Annotated in this window: 21 protein-coding genes; 7 read left to right on the top strand and 14 right to left on the bottom strand. The window is 66.1% G+C overall.

What is annotated here, in order from left to right; translation table 11 throughout:
• The first annotated feature begins 75 nt into the window (after positions 1–75).
• Together J5837_RS05380 and J5837_RS05375 are read left to right on the top strand one after the other, a co-directional pair.
• Positions 76–1275, top strand: coding sequence for a DesA family fatty acid desaturase (locus tag J5837_RS05380; protein WP_210535672.1), 1200 nt, complete (start codon positions 76–78; stop codon positions 1273–1275).
• A 121-nt stretch (positions 1276–1396) separates the two neighbouring features.
• Positions 1397–1726: an EF-hand domain-containing protein gene (locus J5837_RS05375; RefSeq protein WP_210536149.1), complete on the top strand. Its 330-nt coding sequence runs from the start codon at positions 1397–1399 to the stop codon at positions 1724–1726.
• A 15-nt stretch (positions 1727–1741) separates the two neighbouring features.
• On the opposite strand, the gene J5837_RS05370 is transcribed toward J5837_RS05375, so the two are convergent.
• The 11 genes from J5837_RS05370 to J5837_RS05320 all read right to left on the bottom strand — a co-directional run bounded on the left by J5837_RS05370 (position 1742) and on the right by J5837_RS05320 (position 11241).
• Positions 1742–2170 carry a VOC family protein gene (locus tag J5837_RS05370; RefSeq protein WP_210535671.1) on the bottom strand — a complete coding sequence of 143 codons (429 nt, stop codon included), beginning with the start codon at positions 2168–2170 and terminating at the stop codon, positions 1742–1744.
• Positions 2171–2235: 65 nt separating this feature from the next.
• The gene (locus J5837_RS05365) at positions 2236–2634 is read right to left on the bottom strand and encodes a nuclear transport factor 2 family protein (RefSeq protein ID WP_244755811.1); all 399 of its coding nucleotides are present in this window, start codon (positions 2632–2634) and stop codon (positions 2236–2238) included.
• A gap of 49 nt (positions 2635–2683) precedes the next feature.
• On the bottom strand, positions 2684–3034 hold the full coding sequence (locus J5837_RS05360) for a DUF2200 domain-containing protein (RefSeq protein WP_210535669.1): 351 nt from the start codon (positions 3032–3034) through the stop codon (positions 2684–2686).
• A 39-nt stretch (positions 3035–3073) separates the two neighbouring features.
• Positions 3074–3469: a hypothetical protein gene (locus J5837_RS05355; RefSeq protein WP_210535668.1), complete on the bottom strand. Its 396-nt coding sequence runs from the start codon at positions 3467–3469 to the stop codon at positions 3074–3076.
• Complete coding sequence (locus tag J5837_RS05350) at positions 3457–3825, bottom strand: hypothetical protein (RefSeq protein ID WP_210535667.1); 369 nt, start codon at positions 3823–3825, stop codon at positions 3457–3459. The genes J5837_RS05355 and J5837_RS05350 overlap by 13 nt, the downstream gene beginning before the upstream one ends.
• Before the next feature lie 180 nt (positions 3826–4005).
• A complete protein-coding gene (locus J5837_RS05345) occupies positions 4006–4446 on the bottom strand; it encodes a VOC family protein (RefSeq protein WP_210535666.1) in 441 nt (146 codons plus the stop codon).
• A gap of 127 nt (positions 4447–4573) precedes the next feature.
• Positions 4574–5242, bottom strand: coding sequence for a hypothetical protein (locus tag J5837_RS05340; protein WP_210535665.1), 669 nt, complete (start codon positions 5240–5242; stop codon positions 4574–4576).
• Between the two features lie 67 nt (positions 5243–5309).
• Positions 5310–5645 carry an antibiotic biosynthesis monooxygenase family protein gene (locus J5837_RS05335; protein WP_210535664.1) on the bottom strand — a complete coding sequence of 112 codons (336 nt, stop codon included), beginning with the start codon at positions 5643–5645 and terminating at the stop codon, positions 5310–5312.
• Positions 5646–5902: 257 nt separating this feature from the next.
• The gene (locus J5837_RS05330) at positions 5903–7993 is read right to left on the bottom strand and encodes a M13 family metallopeptidase (protein WP_210535663.1); all 2091 of its coding nucleotides are present in this window, start codon (positions 7991–7993) and stop codon (positions 5903–5905) included.
• 160 nt (positions 7994–8153) lie between these two features.
• Positions 8154–9815: an MFS transporter gene (locus J5837_RS05325; protein WP_210535662.1), complete on the bottom strand. Its 1662-nt coding sequence runs from the start codon at positions 9813–9815 to the stop codon at positions 8154–8156.
• A gap of 10 nt (positions 9816–9825) precedes the next feature.
• Entirely contained in the window at positions 9826–11241 is a 1416-nt protein-coding gene (locus tag J5837_RS05320; RefSeq protein WP_210535661.1) for a DcaP family trimeric outer membrane transporter, read from the bottom strand.
• A 285-nt stretch (positions 11242–11526) separates the two neighbouring features.
• Here J5837_RS05320 and acs point away from each other — a divergent pair, with 285 nt between their 5' ends.
• Positions 11527–13470: an acetate--CoA ligase gene (gene acs / locus J5837_RS05315; protein ID WP_210535660.1), complete on the top strand. Its 1944-nt coding sequence runs from the start codon at positions 11527–11529 to the stop codon at positions 13468–13470.
• A gap of 125 nt (positions 13471–13595) precedes the next feature.
• Here acs and J5837_RS05310 read toward each other — a convergent pair whose 3' ends face one another.
• A complete protein-coding gene (locus J5837_RS05310; RefSeq protein WP_210535659.1) occupies positions 13596–13955 on the bottom strand; it encodes an endonuclease domain-containing protein in 360 nt (119 codons plus the stop codon).
• Between the two features lie 137 nt (positions 13956–14092).
• On the opposite strand from J5837_RS05310, the gene J5837_RS05305 reads away from it, so the two are divergent.
• A complete protein-coding gene (locus J5837_RS05305) occupies positions 14093–14755 on the top strand; it encodes a response regulator transcription factor (protein ID WP_210535658.1) in 663 nt (220 codons plus the stop codon).
• A 92-nt stretch (positions 14756–14847) separates the two neighbouring features.
• Here J5837_RS05305 and J5837_RS05300 read toward each other — a convergent pair whose 3' ends face one another.
• Positions 14848–16518 (bottom strand): phosphoethanolamine transferase, encoded by a 1671-nt coding sequence (locus J5837_RS05300; RefSeq protein ID WP_210535657.1) that lies wholly within the window; start codon positions 16516–16518, stop codon positions 14848–14850.
• Entirely contained in the window at positions 16515–17294 is a 780-nt protein-coding gene (locus tag J5837_RS05295) for a phosphatase PAP2 family protein (protein WP_210535656.1), read from the bottom strand. Before J5837_RS05295 ends, J5837_RS05300 begins: the two co-directional genes overlap by 4 nt.
• A 176-nt stretch (positions 17295–17470) precedes the next feature.
• Here J5837_RS05295 and J5837_RS05290 point away from each other — a divergent pair, with 176 nt between their 5' ends.
• The 3 genes from J5837_RS05290 to J5837_RS05280 form a co-directional block, all read left to right on the top strand.
• A complete protein-coding gene (locus tag J5837_RS05290) occupies positions 17471–18166 on the top strand; it encodes a response regulator transcription factor (RefSeq protein WP_210535655.1) in 696 nt (231 codons plus the stop codon).
• Positions 18156–19442 carry a sensor histidine kinase gene (locus J5837_RS05285; RefSeq protein ID WP_210535654.1) on the top strand — a complete coding sequence of 429 codons (1287 nt, stop codon included), beginning with the start codon at positions 18156–18158 and terminating at the stop codon, positions 19440–19442. Before J5837_RS05290 ends, J5837_RS05285 begins: the two co-directional genes overlap by 11 nt.
• Before the next feature lie 12 nt (positions 19443–19454).
• A partial coding sequence (locus tag J5837_RS05280) for a GNAT family N-acetyltransferase (RefSeq protein WP_210535653.1) occupies positions 19455–19805 on the top strand: 351 nt, incomplete at its 3' end.

The raw sequence follows: 19805 nt of genomic DNA, 5'->3' as shown, positions 1-19805 counted from the left end.
AAAACGATCCGGCAAGCCCCATTATGGCGATCTCGGCACCACTTCCGTGGCGCCCCTTTGCCCCGGAGCCCTCGCATGTCCCAGTCACTCGCCGACTTCCTGACCGGAGGCCTGCTGCAATTCGGCTGGTGGGGCCTGCTCGGCGCGCTGCTGGTGTTCACCCAGCTGACCATCTTCTCGGTGACCCTGTACCTGCACCGCAGCCAGGCCCACCGCGGCGTCGACTTCCATCCGGTGCTGAACCACTTCTTCCGTTTCTGGACGTGGCTGACCACGTCGATGATCACCAAGGAATGGGTGGCGATCCACCGCAAGCACCACGCCAAGGTCGAGACCGAGGAAGATCCGCACAGCCCGGTGACCAAGGGCATCGGCAACGTGTTCTGGCGCGGCGTGGAGCTGTACCGCGAAGCGCGCTGGCAGCGCGAGGACATCGAGCAGTACGGCAAGGGCGCGCCGGACGACTGGATCGAGCGCCGCCTGTACACCCCGTTCGCGACCTTCGGGCCGACCCTGCTGCTGTTCGTGCACTTCGCCCTGTTCGGCCTGCCCGGCGTGGCGCTGTGGGCCATCCAGATGGCGTGGATCCCGTTCTGGGCCGCTGGCGTAGTCAACGGCCTCGGCCACTGGTGGGGCTACCGCAACTTCGAATCGGCCGACACCTCGACCAACCTGACCCCGTGGGGCTTCTGGATCGGCGGCGAGGAACTGCACAACAACCACCACGCCTTCCCCAGCTCGTCGCGCTTCTCGATGCGCAAGTGGGAATTCGACATCGGCTGGGCCGCGATCAAGCTGCTGGAATCGCTGAAGCTGGCCAAGGTGCTGCGCGTGGCGCCGAAGTTGGACATCCGCCCGAACATCGCCGTGCCCGACGCCGACACGCTGAAGGCGCTGCTGTCGCACCGCTTCCAGGCGATGACCGACTACCAGCGCAACGTGTTCGTGCCGGCACTGAAGGAAGAAGCCGCGCATGCCGGCGCCAAGCTGCGCCAGTTGTTGCCGCGCAAGCTGCAGCGCGGCCTGGTCGACGACGGCCGCTGGCTCAAGCCCGATGCGCGCGAGCAATTGAACGGCTGGGTCGCCCAGCGTCCGCGCATCCAGCTGCTGGTCGAACACCGCAAGCGCCTGGCCGCTCTGCTGGAAGCGCGCAGCCACGACGCCGCCGAGCGCCTGCGCCAGCTGCAAGCCTGGTGCATCGAGGCGGAGCGCAGCGGCGTACGCGCGTTGCAGGAATATTCGGCGCGCCTGAAGGGCTACGCGTTGACGCATTGAGCCACACCACCGTGTAGGAGCGCCCCTCGGGGCGCGATCGTAGATTCTCCGGCTCACGGCAATGTCCGCGCAGCGCCATTTGTTCTGGTCGCGCCCCGAGGGGCGCTCCTACAATGTCGCGATGCGCGCGGTGGTTTCCCTTCTGTTGTTGATCCTGGGCTTGCCTGCCCCGGCCCAAGTCCACACCACCGACGACTACCTTTCGCGCATCGACGCCGATGCCGACGGCCGCGTGTCGCTGGCCGAATACCAGGACTGGATGAGCTACGCCTTCGACGGCATGGACCGGAACGCCGACGGCGTGCTTTCCGCGCTCGAACAACCCGGCGGACGCGGCGAGCCGGTCACCCGCACCCAACACCGCGAGCGCCTCGCCGCACGGTTCCGCAAACAGGATGCGAACGCCGACGGCTACCTCAGCGCGAAGGAATTGGCTGCGCCGCCGCGTTGAAACCCGCGATGATCGTCAGGCGTCGTCCTGCGGCAGCAAGTCCGGGTTCCAAACCACTTCCCAAAGATGCCCGTCGGGGTCCTGGAAGTACCCCGCGTAACCGCCCCAGAAGGTTTCGTGCGCCGGTTTGACGATCGTCGCCCCGGCCGCTTCCGCCTGCTTCATCACCGCGTCGACTTCGTCGCGGGAGGCGACGTTGTGGCCGAGGGTCAGGTCGGTGGCGCTCGGGCGGTCCACTGGCAAGCCGGAATCGTGGGAAATGCTCGTGCGCGGCCAGATCGCCAGCTTCAGTCCGGATTGCAGGTCGAAGAACGCGACCGCGCCATGTTCGAACTCCCTGCCGATGATGCCCTTCGTGGCCAGGCCCAAGCCATCGCGGTAGAACGAAAGCGCGCGATCCAGGTCGTCGACGCCGAGGGTGATGACGGTGATGCGGGCTTTCATGGATGTCTCGTCGGTTCCAACGGAGTATGCCTCGACAGCAAGGCAGCGTTGACCCGATTGAACCGTCAGGCACTGCCCGGCGGCAGACCGCCGACAGGCGTGAGATGCGTCAGCATGCAGCGCCAGGTGCCGTCCACTTTCCGGTAGATGTCGGTGATGTATTCGTCGGCGGCCATGGGCTTTCCGTCGAACGTGCCGGTGTTCTGGCCGCGGCCGGTGACCCAGGCGATGTCCCCGGCCACGCACGCATGGGTTGCCACCTTGGTCATCGTGGCGTGGCTCAGCAGGCCGGAGCCGATGACATCGAGGATGCGCGAACGGGGAACGGGGCCGGCCTCCGGCGTGACCAGTATCCAGTCGTCGGTGATGCAGCGCGAGATCCGCGCAACGTCGTTGGAGATCATGGCTTCGTTGAACGCGTCTTCGAGTTCGATCAGGAATGCGGGGATCCCGGCTTGCGTCATCGTATTCACGTCTTGTCTCCTGGCTACGTGTGGCGGCGGTTCGGATGGGCTATTCGCGCAGGATCTTGTCCATGGCCTTTCCCTTGGCGAGTTCGTCGACCAGCTTGTCGAGATAGCGGATCTTCCGCATCAGCGGATCCTCGATTTCCTCCACCCGCACGCCGCACACCACGCCCTTGATCGACGACGCGTTCGGATTGAATGCAGGCGCCTGGGCGAAGAAGGCTTGGAGGTCGTTGTCGGACCCGATCTGCTGTTGCAGTCCCTTCGGGCTGTAGCCCGTCAGCCAGCGGATGACCTGGTCGAGCTCTTCCTTCGAGCGGCCCTTGGATTCCACCTTCCTGACGTACAGCGGATAGAGGCTGGCGAACTTGATGGCGAAGACTTTGTCCAGGCGCATGGCATCACCTCGGATGGATTGGGCCCCGCTGTGTCCCAGTCACCACTTGGCGCTCGGGGACGTGGCCATGAGTTCGTACAGGCCGAAGACGTCGTTGTCGTCGACGCCAGGATCGCCGATCGCATAGAGCGTGCCGAACACGGCTTCGTACGTGGTGCTGCGGATGATCAGGCAAATATCCTCCGCGGAGACGCCGGCCGCAAGCGCGCGTTCGATCGCCGGCCCCACTTCCGCGAACGGGTCATCCGGGCGGCGCTTGCAGTTGGCGATGATGTTGTCGAGCCGGGAAGTCTGATCCAGCGGATTGATCATTTCCTTCCAAAGGTGCTCTACGAATTCTTCTCTGGTGGGCATACGGGTTCCCGGCGATTCGACGCCTGAATTGAGCCAGGCCGCGAGGCGGCGCAGGCCGGAAGGGATCGTCAGGCGGCGCACCACAGCACCAGGCCGCCGGACAGGAAGAGCACGAGCCATGACAGGTGCCGGCCACGGGTGAGGGCGAGCGGGAGAATTCCCGACAGGACCAGGGTATAGCCCAGGACGGTCAGTACGGATGTTCGAGTCGGGTTGCCGGACGCGGCCGTCCAAAGCAGCACCGCGATTCCCCACCACGCGACCGTCGTGATGTGCCATGCGAAGCGAAGAGTGCGAGCCGTGAACTCGGTCCCCCCGAACAACTTGGGCAGGTTGTCGCGGCGGAACAGGCGGACAAGGATGAAACGTTCTCCCAAGACCGAGTGCGCCAGGCCCAGGAGGAAGATCAGTAATGCCGCAGCATGCAGAGCCGTCATGGCCGTCTGGCGCCTGAATTGAGTCAAGCCGGGAAACGGCTTCGGCTTGAACGATTTGTGGGGTCCCACCCGGGACTTTTACAACCAACGCCGAACCCGGCAAGTGTACTGCTGCAAGCCATGAGTTCGAGCCTGACAAGGCTCCCGCCACGGAGCGACGCCAAGTGGCGGGCGCCCACTCTACTGCGGCAGTTCTTGGGCAAGGCCTATGAGGATCCCTTCTGGACCACGGATGTAGCAGATCCGGTAGACCTTCTCGTAATCGACGATCTCATCGACCACCGAGGCACCGAGCTTCTTGAGTCGTACGAGGGTGTCGTCGATGTCCTCGACGGCGAACATGACGCGCAGATATCCCAATGAGTTCACCGGGGCGGTGCGGTGATCGGACGCGATGGCAGGGGTGTCGAAGCGCGAGAGCTCCAGGCGGCCGTGGCCATCGGGGGTGCGCATCATGGCGATCTCGACGCGCTGGCCGCGCAGGCCGGTGATGCGGCCGGCCCATTCGCCCTCGATGGGCATGCGACCTTCGAGGATAAGGCCGAGTTCCGTGAAGAACCCGATGGCGGCATCGAGGTCTTCTACCACGATGCCGACGTTGTCCATGCGCTTGACTGCCATGAGGTCTCCTTTCGCTTGCGACTGAATCAATTCTGTTCGAGAAGCGGCGCTGGCTGCTTCCATAATGATGTCGTCGCCGTATGCAGAAGGCCATGACTGCCGAAGTGGGCTCATGGTCGGGCCGCTGTCAGGGGATATGGCTCATGCTCGGACGAAAGCGGAAGACCTCGCTGGTCATGGATTCGACAATCCCGCGCTCGAACTTCACTTCCTTGATGGTGGCGGCATCGGAGAAATGGTCTCCGGCCCGGAACAGCAGGTAACGCGAACCATCTCCGCCGGTTTTCAACCGGTAGACGGTGAAATTGGGTTCCTGCAGGTTGCCGACCGACTGCTCGAACCTGGCTTCTTCGCCAGCGGTCACCTGATAGGAATTCAAGAACAGGAAGGCGGATGCGTCGGGCAGGACCGGTCCCTTGCCCAAATGGTCGAGGCGCTCATAGATTCCGTGGCTGGTGAAGTCCGCGTAGGGCGCTACATTCGCGTTGTTGTCCGCGACGTCTTCCGCAGGCTTGATGGCGTTGTCGAAATCCTGTGCCGGGTGCCCGAAGGTACCGTCCATGAAGTAACCCAGGCGCGGGCCCAGGACCACGGTCCAGCCGTACCACGCCCACGGATCCTTGTTGTTCTTGTGCCACTGGATATGCCTTTCGTACCCGGCGGTGAACTCGGCGTCCTTCCCCGGGTGCGGGCTGATCGTCACGATCCTCGCGTAGGCGCCGGGCTTTTCCTGCGCGATGCAATCGATCGAGACGGAAAACAATGCGAGCGCCAGGATCCAGGTTTTCATCGTCATCTCCATGCATTGGGTTGGCCCCTCATCACAATCCCGGCCGCCCAGCGGCTTCGTTGCGAAGGAACGGTCAGGCATCGTGGCGGGGCAGCGGCGCCAGGTAATCCGATATCGGTTCAAGGATCAGCTCGGGCAAGCTTTCCGCGATGGCGTTCCGCATCTGTTGCCAGGCTTCCGGATCCACGGATGGTTGGGCGAGGCCTTCGGCTTTCGCTTCGGCGGAAGGCCACTGCGTGTAGCTGTACCAGATGTTGTCCGGACCGCGATGCAAGCGGGAGCCCAGCGATCCCCGCTCTGCCCGCAGTAGCTGGGTCACGCGCGACCACGCCTGCACAAAGGAATCTTCGGAACCAGGGTGCAGGCGCCAGCGATAGATGGCGCAAAAGGCGGGCTGCGAATGAGGCATGTGTGCGAGATCTGGTTCGGCCCCAACCGCGATCGGGCCCGACGTGGCAGTGACATGGATTCTGGTGGCGCGCGCGATGGGGTGTCAATCGGGTTTCTACACGCGGACTTCCGCGCAAGATCTGGCAATCGTTTCCGCAATTTCCGCAAGGACGGCGTACAACGCCAGCGTACCTTCGGCTAGTCGAATCGTTGAACCTTTTCCGACATGAGAACGCCGGCTTTCGCCGGCGTTCTCTTTATCCAAATGGCGTAGGCTTACCAGATCTTCACGCGCTCCTCGGGCTTCAGGTACAGCTTCTCGCCTTCCTTGACCTTGAAGGTGTCGTACCAGACGTCGATGTTGCGCACGGTCAACGCGCGGTAGCGTGCCGGGGCGTGGCCGTCGCCGATCACCTGCGCGCGCAACGCGGCGTCGCGCTGCTTGGCGCGCCAGGCCTGGGCGAAGGCGAGGAAGAAGCGCTCGTCGCCGGTCAGGCCGTCGATCACCGGCGCTTCCTTGCCACCGAGCGATTTGTGGTACGCGATGTACGCCGCCTGCAGGCCGGCGACGTCCGCGATGTTCTCGCCCAGCGTCTGCTTGCCGTTGAGGTGCAGGCCGGGCAGGGCCTCGTAGGCGTCGTACTGCGCGACCAGCTTGTCGGTCGCCGCCTTGAAGTGCGCCGCGTCTTCCTTGGTCCACCAGTTGCGCAGGCGGCCTTCGGCATCGAATTCCGAGCCGAGGTTGTCGAAGCCGTGGCTGACCTCGTGGCCGATCACCGCGCCGATGGAGCCGTAGTTGGCGGCGGCGTCGGCGTTCGGGTCGAAGAACGGCGCTTCGAGGATCGCCGCCGGGAAGTTCATCGCGTTCTGCAGCGGCAGCTGCACCGCGTTGACCGTCTGCGGCGTCATCCACCATTCCTTCTTGTCAGGCGCCTTGCCGAGCTTGGCGGTCTGGTGGCGGTATTCGGCCTCCTCGGCGCGCAGCGCGTTGCCCAGCGGGTCGTCGCGCTTCACTTCCAGCGACGAGTAATCGCGCCAGCTGTCCGGATAGCCGACGCCGATCAGCATCGTTTCGGCCTTGGCCTTCGCGGTCTTCTTGGTTTCCGGCGTCATCCATTCCAGCTTGTCCACGCCTTCGCGGAACGTGGCCAGGATGTTCTTGACCATGTCCTCGACCTTGGCCTTGGACGAGGCCGGAAAGTACTGCTTCACGTACAGCTGGCCAATGGCGTCGCCGAGCGCGCCATTGGTCGCGCCGATCGCACGCTTCCAGCGGTCGCGCTGTTTCGTCGTACCGTTCAACTGGGTGCCGTAGAAGCCGAAGCTGAGGTCGGCGTAGGCCTTCGGCAGCAGCCCGGCGCTGTGGTTGATCGCGTGGAAGCGCAGGTAGTCCTTCCAGGTCTGCAACGGCTCGCTGGCGACCAGCGCGGAGAGCTTCTTGATCGCGTCCGGCTGCCAGGCGAAGACCGTCTGCTGGCCTGACAGCTTGGCCGCGTCGAAGAACGCGGTCCAGTCGATGCCCGGCGCGTTCTTCGCGTAATCGGCCATCGGCCACGGGTTGTTGGCCTTGTGGATGTCCTGGCTGTCGACCACGCTGGCGTGGGCCTTGGCGATCTTCATTTCCAGGTCGAAGATGGCCTTCGCCTTTTTCTCCGCATCGGCGTCGCCGGCCAGCTTCAGAATCTCGGCGATGTATTTCTGGTAGGCGGCGCGGTTGGCGGCCATGTCCTTGTCGCCGGCGAGGTAGTACTCGCGGTCGGGCATGCCCAGGCCGCCCTGCATCAGGTAGCCGACGTTCTTCGACGGATCTTCCAGGCCCTGGGCGACGAACAGGCCGAACAGGTTCTCGGTATAGAAGTTGGTCGCGTTGAGCGGGTCGGTGTCGGCGCGCATCGCAGCGCCGAAGTAGCGCGACAGGCCCGCGGCGTCGGCGATCGCGTTCACGCTGTCCAGCTTCGGCTGCAGGGGCGCCAGGCCGCGCGATTCGATGCCGGCCTCGTCCATGAACGCGGCGTAGTAGTCGGCGATCTTGCGTTCGTTGCTGCCGGCGGCGGGATTGGATTTCTCCAGGCCCTGGATCAGTTCGGCGTTGCGCTTCTCGGCCTTTTCGAACACGTAGAAACCGGTGCTCACCCCGGCCCGGTCGGCCGGGATCTCGGTCGCCTTCTTCCAAGCGCCGTTGGCGTATTCGTCGAAGTCGTCGCCCGGCTTCACCGACTTGTCGATGCCGGCCAGGTCGATGCCCGAAACCGGGGCGGCGGGAGCGGTTTGCGCGGCCGGCGCGGCGGCCTCGGGCGTCGCCGCCGGCTTGCAGGCGGCCAGCGCGCAGGCGAGCGCGGCGAACAACAGGGTGCGTGAATGGCGCATGGGTCGGGTCCTCCCGGACGGGCACGAAAGAGCGCCGACGATAGCGCCATCGCCGTCAATGCGGCATGGGCAGGAGGTCATTGCCGCAATGCGGAAAAGAAACGCCGGCCCACGAGGGGCCGGCGCGAGGGGTCGGGACGCGCCCGGCGTGGGGAGGGGGTCAGGCGGTGATGTCGCGGTCCTTGGTTTCCGGCAGGAACAACAGGCCTACGACCACGGTGATCGCCGCGACGATGACCGGATACCACAGGCCGCTGTAGATGTTGCCGGTGGCGGCCACGATGGCGAACGCGGTGAACGGCAGGAAGCCGCCGAACCAGCCGTTTCCGATGTGGTACGGCAGCGACATCGAGGTGTAGCGGATCTTGGTCGGGAACAGTTCGACCAGCCACGCCGCGATGGGCCCGTACACCATGGTCACCAGCAGCACCAGGTAGGTCAGCAGCAAGATCACCATCGGCGTGTTGATCCGGGCCGGGTCGGCCTTCTCGGGATAGCCGGCGGTCTTCAGCGCGGCGGCGAGCTGCTTGCCGAACGCGTCGGATTGGGCCTTGAAGTCGTCCTTCGACAAGGCTTCGCCTTCGAAGCTGTTCAGCGTGGTGCCGCCCACGCTGACCGTGGCCACGCTGCCCGCGGTGGCCGGCGCGTTGTTGTACGGGATGCCCTTCTTGGCCAGCGCCGACTTGATGATGTCGCAGGACTGCTTGAAGGTCTTCTTGCCGACCGGATCGAACTGGAACGCACAGCGCGCGGGGTCGGCGGTCACGGTGACCGGCGAACTGGCCACGGCCTCTTCCAGCGCCGGATTGACGTTGTGGGTCAGCGCCTTGAACACCGGGAAGTAGGTCAGCACCGCCAGCAGGCAGCCGGCCAGCACGATCTTCTTGCGGCCGATCTTGTCGGACAGCCAGCCGAAGAAGATGAAACCGCCGGTGGCCAGGGCCAGGGCGATGGCGATCAGGATGTCGGCGGTGTTGGGGTCCACGCTCAGGGTCTTGCTGAGGAAGAACGAGGCGTAGAACTGCCCGCCGTACCAGACCACCGCCTGGCCCATCGTCGCGCCGAACAGCGCCAGCAAGACGATGCGGCCGTTCTTCGAGAAGAAGCTTTCGGTGATCGGCGCCTTCGAGGTCTTGCCTTCGGCCTTCATCTGCTGGAACAGCGGCGATTCGGCCAGCTGCATGCGGATCCACACCGACACGCCGAGCAGGACGATCGACACCCAGAACGGCACGCGCCAGCCCCATTCCTCGAACGTTTCCTTGCCGAAGTAGTTGCGGCAGCACCAGATCACGATCAGCGACAAGAACAGGCCGATCGTCGCGGTGGTCTGGATGAAGCTGGTGTACAGGCCGCGCTTGCCGTTGGGCGCGTGCTCGGCCACGTAGGTCGCGGCGCCGCCGTACTCGCCGCCCAGGGCCAGGCCCTGCAGCAGGCGCAGGGTGATCAGGATGACCGGCGCCGCGATGCCCCAGCTGGCGTAGCTGGGAAGGATGCCGACCAGGAAGGTCGACAGGCCCATGATGACGATGGTGACCAGGAAGGTGTACTTGCGCCCGATCATGTCGCCCAGCCGGCCGAACACCAACGCGCCGAACGGCCGCACCGCGAAGCCGGCGGCGAAAGCGAGCAGGGCGAAGATGAACTGGCTGGTGTCGTTGAGGCCACCGAAGAACTGCTTGCCGATGATCACCGCCAGCGAGCCGTACAGGTAGAAGTCGTACCACTCGAAGACGGTGCCCAGGCTGGACGCGAAAATGACCTTCTTGTGGCCTTGGGTGAGCTCGCCCGCGGGCGAATGCTTCAAGGTTGTCGTATTCATTGGGTTTCCCTCAGAAGCTGTACTTGACGGTGGTCTGGATGCGCTTCAGATCGCCTTCGCGGTCGTCTTCGACCTCGCGCTTGCCGTAGCCGATCTCCGCGCCGACGTCGAGCTTCGGGAACGGCGAATAGATCAGGTTGGCGTGGATCGATTGCGCGCGTTCGGTCACGCCCCAGCTGCCTGCGCCCCATCCGGGCAGGCTGCGGTCGTTGTCGAACACCGCCGCCGAGTACATCAGGTTGCCGCGCAATTTGGAACTGAAGGCATGGCGCCATGCAACGAAGCCGCCATAGCCATCCAGCGCATGCAGCCGCCCGTTCGCGTCGAGCACCGTGTCGCTGCCCAGGCCGAAGGCCATGTAGCGGCCGATGCCGCTGCCCGCGTTGGCCATGTAGCGGATATCGTCGTTCTTGCCAAGGTTGAACTTGCCGGACACGCTGATCGCGGCGCCGGTGTCGGTTTCGTCCAGGTACTTGAACTGGCGCAGCAGCGCGGCGACGGTGAAGTGGCCCCAGTCGCCCTTGGTCAGCCAGCGGCCGGTCAGGTCGGGCAGCACGTTGTCGCCGGAATTGGACAAGCGTGCGCCGGTGGCGACGTTGCCGATGGTGGTCTGCGGGTTTTCCGCCGAGAACGACCACTTGCCCTTGGTGTAGCGCACCTGGGCCTGGCGCACGAAGGTGGTGCCGTCGGTGACGCCGACGAAGTCCACCGCGTCGGGCAACGCGGCCACATCCTGGAAGTTGCTCCAGCTCTGGCCGGCCAGCCAGTTGTTCCATTGCACGTAGGCCTGGCGCAGGCTGACTGCGTAAGTGTTGGTCGAGGTTTCGTTACCGACCAGCGCATTGCTGCCGCCGCCGAAGAAATCCATCTCGACGTAGCCCTTCAGCTTGTCGCCGCCGTCGGTGACGGTGTCGGCGCTGAGCCAGAAGCGCGAGAACTGCGCGTGCACGTCGGTGTAGGGGTCGCCGCCATCGACGCCGGCGCCGGCCACCGGGATCGTGCTGGGCACGTAGAACAGGCGACCTGAACTGCCGTCGGCGATACGCCCGTCGCTGGTGTCGGTGACCATCGCGTCCAGCTTGACGAAACCGCCGTAGGAGAACGTCGTGCCGGGATTGCCGGCGGTGTTGATCGCGGTGCGCTGGATCGGCTGCTTGCCGGCCGGCAACGGCGCCGGTTGCGCCGCCTTGACCTGGTCGAGTTGGGTCTTGGTATCGGCGAGCTGGGTCTGTTGCTGCTGCTGCGAATTGAGCAGCGCCTGGACCTGCGCTTCCAGTTGCGCGATGCGCGCCTCCAGCTCCTTCTCCTTGGCGGTTCCCGCGAACGCCAGTCCCGGCGCCAGCAAAGCGATGAACAACGCGCCGGCCAACGGCCGCCTGGCCGGTGCGCGCGACGCGGTGGTGTTGGTGATGAAGCGCGTAGTCATGGGGCCCTCTCCCGTTGCACGCCGATGTCGCCGTCGATGCGGCCGGCCAAGGCTGCGCGTGGCGCCACGCATGCGCCTATTCCCCATTGGTCGAATCCGGGGCGGATGGCCACGCGCTTACGACCAAGGTCTAAGCGGGTTGCTGCATCGCGGAAATGACGGATGCGGCAAACTTGGGCAATACGGCGCGATCTGGCGGGCGCCGCCCGTTTTTCGGTTCGCGTCCCTGCTGGCCATGCTTCAGAATCGCCGCTTCACCCGCTCCAACGTCCCGGGAGGACCCCCATGACTGACTTGTATCCGGTCAAGCCGGAATTCGCCGCCAAGGCGCGCATCGACCGCGCCGCCTACCAGCGCGACTATGCCGCTTCGGTCGCCGATCCCGACGCGTTCTGGGGCAAGGCGGCCGAGCGCCTCGACTGGTACCGCAAGCCGACGAAGATCAGGAACGTCAGCTACGCCCTCGACGATTTCCGCATCAAGTGGTTCGAGGACGGCGAGCTCAACGTCAGCGTCAACTGTCTGGACCGCCAGCTGGACAAGCGCGGCGACAAGACCGCGTTGCTGTTCGAAGCGGACAGCCCCGACGCGCCGTCGCAACGGGTCAGCTACCGCGAACTACACGAGCGCGTGTGCAAGCTGGGCAACGCCCTGCGCGCGCTGGGCGTGCAGAAGGGCGACCGCGTCACCATCTACCTGCCGATGATCGTCGACGCCGCGGTGGCGATGCTGGCCTGCGCGCGCATCGGCGCGATCCACTCGGTGGTGTTCGGCGGCTTCGCCCCGCAATCCATCGCCGACCGGGTCGCCGATTGCGGCAGCAAGCTGATCATCACCGCCGATGAAGGCCTGCGCGGCGGCAAGAAGGTGCCGCTGAAGGCCAACGTCGACGCCGCGCTGAAGATGCCGGGCACCAACACCGTCGAAACCGTGCTGGTCGTCCGCCACACCGGTGGCGCGATCGACATGCAGATGCCGCGCGACCGCTGGTTCGACGAAGTGGTCGGTCCGCAGCCGGCGCAATGCGAACCCGAGCGGATGAACGCCGAGGATCCGCTGTTCATCCTCTACACCTCCGGCAGCACCGGCAAACCGAAGGGCGTGCTGCATACCACCGCGGGTTACCTGCTGTTCGCCTCGTACACCCACGAGGCGGTGTTCGACCTGCGCGAGGACGACATCTACTGGTGCACCGCCGACGTCGGCTGGGTCACCGGCCACAGCTATATCGTCTATGGCCCGCTGGCCAACGGCGCGACTTCGCTGATGTTCGAGGGCGTGCCCAACTACCCGAGCGTGTCGCGTTTCTGGGAAGTGATCGACAAGCACAACGTCAGCATCTTCTATACCGCGCCGACCGCGATCCGCGCGTTGATGCGCGAGGGCGAAGCGCCGGTGAAGAAGACCTCGCGCAAGTCGCTGCGCCTGCTCGGCAGCGTCGGCGAGCCGATCAACCCGGAGGCCTGGCGCTGGTACTACGAAACGGTCGGCGACTCGCGCTGCCCGATCGTCGATACCTGGTGGCAGACCGAAACCGGCGGCATCCTGATCACGCCGCTGCCCGGCGCCACCGACCTGAAGCCCGGTTCGGCGACGCTGCCGTTCTTCGGCGTGCAGCCGGCGCTGGTCGATGCGGATGGCAAGCGGCTGGACGGGGCGACCGAAGGCAACCTGGTGCTGCTGGATTCGTGGCCAGGCCAGATGCGCACCGTATACGGCGACCACCAGCGCTTTATCGACACATATTTCCGCACCTACCCGGGCAGTTACTTCACCGGCGACGGCTGCCGCCGCGACGAGGATGGCTATTACTGGATCACCGGCCGCGTCGACGACGTGATCAACGTCAGCGGCCACCGCATCGGCACCGCCGAGGTCGAAAGCGCGCTGGTCTCGCACCCGAAGGTCGCCGAGGCCGCGGTGGTCGGTTTCCCGCACGACATCAAGGGTCAGGGCATCTACGCCTACGTGACCCTGAAGGCCGGCGAGCCGCCCAGCGACGAACTGATGAAGGAACTGATCGTGCACGTGCGCACGGTGATCGGCCCCACCGCCACGCCCGACCACCTGCAATGGGCGCCGGGCCTGCCGAAGACCCGCAGCGGCAAGATCATGCGCCGTATCCTGCGCAAGATCGCCGAGAACGCGCCGGACCAGCTCGGCGACACTTCGACGCTGGCCGATCCGAGCGTGGTGGCGTCGCTGGTCGAGGAGCGGAAGGTGAGGTGAGATTGGAAAAGCGGAAATCCCCCTCAGTCCCCCTTTTGCAAAGGGGGAGGTGCTGTCCCCTCTCTTCGCAAAAGAGGGGGGTTGGTTTCCCCCCTTTGGAAAAGGGGGGCAGGGGGGATTTGCTTCTAGCGCCGCACGTTCATTGCCTGCCAGATCGCCTCCAGCACCAAATCCGTTTCCAGCAGCACTTGCCTGTCGTCGAAGCGCAGTACGTGCAGGCCCACGCTCCGCAACCAGGCATCACGCCGTTGGTCGCGCCTGATTCCTGCCGGCTCGAAGTGTTGCCCGCCGTCGATCTCGACGACCAGCCGTGCGTCAGGAGCGTAGAAGTCCACGATGTAATGCCCGAGTGGTTTCTGCCGATAGAACTGCACGTCGTGCAATTGCTTCCGTCGCAAGCGCGACCACAGCCGTTGCTCGGCGTCGGTCATGCCGCTGCGCAGCTTGCGGGCGAAGTGCTTGAGGTGCGGGGCATAAGTGAGCATGTGAAGAGCAAATCCCCCCTGCCCCCCTTTTGCAAAGGGGGGAAGCTCCCAACCTCCTGTAGGAAAACCTCGCTTTCCATCTTCCCCCTTTGCGAAAGGGGGACTGAGGGGGATTTGCTTTTCGCAAGGATCGCCGCATGACCACCCTGTTGATCGCCGACGACCATCCCCTGTTCCGCGAGGCCCTGCGCGGCGCAGTGCAGCGGCTCTTGCCCGACGCACAGCTGCATGAAGCCGACAGCGTCGACGCGCTGTACGCCATGGTCGAGGCCAATCCCGACGCCGACCTGCTGCTGATGGACCTCAACATGCCCGGTGCGCACGGCTTCAACGCGCTGGTGCACCTGCGCGCCGCGCATCCGCAGTTGCCGGTGGTGGTGGTGTCGGCACGCGAGGAAGCGGCGGTGATGCGTCGCGCGCTGGACCATGGCGCGCTCGGCTTCATTCCCAAGTCGGCCGATTCGGCGACGATCGCCACGGCCATCGGCCAGGTGCTGGACGGCGAGCGCTGGGCGCCGGAAGAGGCGCTTGCTGCGCCGGGCATCGGCCACGACGAGCGCGAAACCGCGCAGCGTTTGCGCGAACTGACCCCGCAGCAGTTCCGCGTGTTGCAGATGCTCGGCTCCGGGCGGCTCAACAAGCAGATCGGTTACGACCTCGGCGTGTCCGAAGCGACGATCAAGGCCCATGTCACCGCGATCCTGCGCAAGCTCGGCGCGACCAACCGCACCCAGGCGGTGCTGATGGCGGGGCGGTTGTCGCTGGATCCGGACAGCCTGGTGCTGCCGGAAGACGAATGACCGCACGGATGTAGGGTGGGCACGCCTTTGTGCCCACCTTCGGGATGCTCGCGCGAGCGGTGGGCACAAAAGGCGTGCCCACCCTACGCCGTCTAGGAACGTGGCGCTGCGCGGCAACGCGCGAACAGGTCGCGGCTCGCGTCGTAGACCTTCGTCCGTACGTCCATCAACCCCAACACCGACGGGAACAGGTTGTCGTGGCTGGCCGGCATGGCCGCTTCGCGGCGCAGGCAGGCGGTGTCCAGGCCGGTATCGCTGGCGAAGCCGGGCGAGAACCACATCACCATCGGCACCTTGACCTGTTCGCGCGGCGCGATCGCGTACGGCACGCCGTGCAGGTACAGGCCCTTTTCGCCCAGCGATTCGCCGTGGTCGGACACATAGATCAGCGCGGTGTCGTAATCGCTGCGGCCTTGCAGGCCGGCGATGGTCCGGGCGAGGAAATGATCCTGGTACAGCAGCGCGTTGTCGTAGGCGTTGACGATGCCCTGGCGATCGCAGCGGCCGAGGTCGTCGGATTTGCAGGTCGGCGTGAATCGCTCGAATTGCGGCGGATAGCGCTGGTAGTAGCTCGGCCCGTGGTTGCCCAGCGGATGCAGCACGACCACGCGGTCGCCAGTGCCGGGCGCGATCGCCTTGTCCAATCCATCCAGCAACACTTCATCGAAGCATCGTTCGCCACTGCACCACTGCGGTACGGTCGCGTTCTCCAGCGACTCGAAGGCCAGGCCGTCGCACACGCCCTTGCAGCCGGTCTGGTTGTCGCGCCACCCGGTTTTGATGCCGGCGCGCTCCAGCACGTGCAGCAGCGACTGGTGCTCGCGGATCCGGCCCTGGTCGTAGTCGTGGCGGCCGTAGGGCGAGAACATGCATGGCAGCGAGACTTCGGTGGCGCTGCCGCACGAGGTGACGTCGGGGAAATTGACCACGTCCAGCTTGCGCAGCTCCGGCGTGGTATCGCGGGCGTAGCCGTTCAAGCCCCAGTTCATCGCCCGCGCGGTTTCGCCGACCACGATCACCAGCAGCCGCGGCTTCGCGCCCGGCGCGCGCGCGGCCTGTTTCGCGTCTTCGCCGACCGGCAGCTTCGGCTTCTTCGAACCCGGCGGCGTTGCGGTCAGCGCCTGCGTGGTCGATACCACCAGGTTGTACGGCGTGATCAGGTAGCGGATTTCGCGATGGTTGCGCAGCAGCGACGACAGGTCCTGGTAGGACAGGAACGCGGCCAGCGCCAGCGCCGCCAGCGCGCCGGCCAGCAGGCCCAGCCGCGACAGCAGCGCGCGGCGCCACGGCCGCTGCTTCAGCTGCACGCGCCACAACAGCGCGATCGGCACCAATGCCAGCAGCAGCGCGACCAGCAGCGACCAGGTGAACAGTTCGTGCGATTCCTTGAAGTCGGTGCGGATCACGTTGCCGATCATGTCCGGGTCGAGGTACACGCCGGTGGCGGACATGAAATGCGCGGCCGCCGCCACGGCGAGGATCAGCACGGTCAGCAGCGGCTTCGCGAACCAGCGATGGGTGAACACTCCCAACAGCAAGGTGTGCAACGCGGTGACCACCACGAACAACGCCAGCGCCAGCTTCCATTGCAGGGACGGCGCGACGATGGCGTTGCGCCAGAACGCCCCGTTGCAGAACACGGTGAAATACAGGCTGGTCAGCAGGACCAGTACATCGGTGCTCAGCACCGGCCGGCGGCGCAACCATGCCATCGCGCCGGTCGGCGTGCGCCACGTGGCCGCGTCCGCGGCTTGCGTGCTCATGCGGGCGCGCCTTGGCGGCTGGCCAGCGGTCGCGCGCCGGTTTCCCCGGGTGCGCGGCGTACGGCGGGATACAGCATGTAGTAGCTCCCCAAAGCCACGCCCCAGCAGAGGATCATCGCGAATATGTCGTGGGAGAGAAAGTGCGCCCCACGCAGTTGCTGCGAGATCCCGAACACTGCGCCGGTTGCCAGGCCGATGGCCAGGCCGCGCCAACGCCACGCCGGCCGCGTCGCCAGGAAGAAGAAGTACAACGCCACCCACGCGTAGCCCGCGCTGGCATGCCCGGCAGGGAAACACATGCCGCGCGGCAGGCCGTGCGGACGCGGCGTGAACAGGTTGAAGTAAGGACGCAGGCCGCCGTAACGGTCGATGTCCCAGGGGCAGTCCATGTCGGTGAAGTGCTTCAGCGCCGATACCAGCCCGGTCCCCAGTGCCACCGCGACCAGCAGGTACAGCAGCGGCCGGCGCCATTCGCGCAGTCGCGGCAATCGCCACGTGGCGGCATACAACGCGGCCACGGCCAGCCATGCCAGCAGGCTGAGGCGCTTGCCGCCGACGTGGATCAGTTCCTGGGTGGCGAAGACATGGCGCAAGGCCCAGGCATGGCCTTCCCACGCGTACAGGCGGTCGGCGACCCACAAGTCGCCGTGCAGCAGCACCAGCCAGCACACGGCCAGCGCAAACAGCGCCAGTGGTACGCCCAGGTGCGGACCCAGCGGGACGGGGGTGGGCGAAAAGGAAAAGCGGGCGGTTTCCTTGCGGGAAGAAAGCGGCATCGAGTGGCATCCGCGGGCGGCGTACGTCCCCGCAACGGTTGCGATGCTGCGAGCCGCGCTGTCGGAGAACGGTCGGAGCGGAGTTACCCGCGCGTTAACGCATGCACTGCGTTCATGCGCCGGGCGTGGGAGAATTCGGCGACGCCGCGCGTGTCGCGCGGTCGGCCGGACCCCCCATGCGTCTGCTGGTGATCGAAGACAACCGCACCCTCGTCGCCAACCTGTTCGATTATTTCGAGGCGGGCGGCCACCACGTCGATGCCGCGCCCGATGGCGTGACCGGCCTGCATCTGGCCACCACCGGCAATTACGACGCACTGCTGCTGGACTGGAACCTGCCGCGCATGGATGGACGCGAAGTGCTGCGCCGCCTGCGCGAGGAATACGCCAGCGACCTGCCGGTGATCATGTTGACCGCGCGCGACGAACTGCCGGACAAGATCGCCGGTTTCCGCGCCGGCGCCGACGACTACCTGACCAAGCCCTTCGACCTGCCCGAGCTGGAAGTGCGGTTGGAAGCGCTGCTGGCGCGCGCCGGCGGCCGTAGCCGCAGCCGCGTGCTGGAAGTGGCTGACCTGCGCCTGGACCTGGCCACGCTGGAGGCCAGCCGCGCCGGCCAGCCGCTGCGCCTGTATCCGGCCTGCCGCAAGCTGCTGGAAGTGCTGATGCAAGCCAGCCCCGCTGCGGTCACCCGCGAACGCCTCGAATACGCGCTGTGGGGCGACGAACCGCCCGACGGCGACATGCTGCGCTCCCACATGTACGAACTGCGGCGCAGCGTCGACGGACCGTTCGCGACCAAGTTGCTGCACACCCTGCCGCGGATCGGCTATCGCCTCGCCGTGGTCGGAGAGCCTGCGTATGGCGACTGAGCCGCGCCCGCGTCCGCGCCTGCAGCGCCGCCTGCTCGGCTGGCTGCTGGCCTATGTCGCGCTGTTGTCGGTGGCCCTGGCGATCGCCGGGCTGGCGCTCCACGAGCAGGCCGAACGCACCGTGTGGCGCTCGCTGCTGCACGCGGAAATGAACCGTTACCTGCAGCGCAGCGAAGAGGAACCGGGCTACCGCTGGCGCGACGGCAACGACCTGCGGTTGTACCGCTGGCAGGGCGGACCGTCGCCGCCGCGCGAACTGGCGCAGATGGGGCCCGGCCTGCACGACGACGTCTGGGTCGAAGGCAAGCTGTGCGTGGTGCAGGTGCAGGATTCGCCGCAGGGCCGCTTGGCGCTGGCGCTGGATGTCACCGAGTTCGAAGGCATGGAAACCTCGGTCGGCCTGCGCGTGCTCGCCGCGACGCTGGTGGTGGTAGTGGTGCTGGGCGTGTTGCTGGCGCTGGGCGTGCGCCGCATCGTGCGCCCGCTGGCCACGATGGCCGACGCCATCGCGCGCCTGCGCCCCGAGCGCGGTCGCCAGCGCATCGAAACCGGCCCCAACGACAGCCAGGAACTGCAGGTCATCGCCGACGCCTTCAACGCCTACCTGCAGCGCAACGAGCGCTTCGTCGAACGCGAGCGCGCCTTCATCGATACCGCCAGCCACGAACTGCGCACGCCCATCGCGGCCATCGCCGGCGCGGCGCAACTGGCCGCACAGCAGGACGGTCTCGGCCCGGCCGCGCGCGAGCAGTTGCAGCGCGTGTTGCGCGGCACCCAGCAGGTCGAGCAACTGGTGGCGCTGCTGCTGGTGCTGGCGAAGGACCCGAAGCGGCTGGCCGCCGCCGCCGATCGCGTCGCCTTGCACGAGCTGGTGCCCGACATCGTCGACGACCACCGTCCCCTGACCCGCGACAAGCAGCTGGAGCTGCGCATCGAAGCGCTGGCCGAATGCGAGATCGCGGCGCCGCTGGGCATCGTGCAGGCGGCGATCGGCAACCTGTTGCGCAACGCCATCGAACACAGCGACCGCGGCACGATCCGGCTCCGCCTCGACGCGGACGCCAGCGTGACCATCGCCGACCCCGGCCACGGCATGAGCCCGGAGGAAGTCGCCCGGATCTATGCGAGGCTGGCCCGCGGGGAAAGCCGCGACGGCGGCGGCATCGGCCTCGACCTGATCGCACGCCTGTGCGAACACCTCGGCTGGCGGCTCGACCTCGACGCCGACCCGGATGGCGGCACTGTGGCGCGGTTGCGCTTCAAGCCGGCGGCTTGATCCATTCGCGGCATGGACGGCATCGCGATCCGCCGGCTGGATTCACGGGACGTGGCGCCGATGCGCGGCGTGCTGGACATGTTCGGTCGCGAATTCGGCGACGTACCGACGTATTCGCATGCGCAACCGGACGCGGACTATCTCGGCCGCCTGCTGGACGATCCGCGCTTCATCGCGCTGGGGGCATTCGACGGGGAGACGGCGGTCGGCGGGCTCGCCGCTTACGTCCTACCCAAGTTCGAGCAGGCCCGGAGCGAAATCTATCTCTACGACCTGGCGGTGGCCGGCACCCATCGCCGCCGCGGCATCGCCACCGGGCTGATCGGATTGCTGAAGCGCGTGGCGAGGGAAATCGGCGCCTAC

The sequence above is a fragment of the Pseudoxanthomonas helianthi genome (assembly GCF_017939625.1).
GTDB lineage: Bacteria > Pseudomonadota > Gammaproteobacteria > Xanthomonadales > Xanthomonadaceae > Pseudoxanthomonas_A > Pseudoxanthomonas_A helianthi.
Note: the sequence above shows the minus strand (reverse complement) of the source record. Positions and strands in the feature narration are given on the sequence as shown.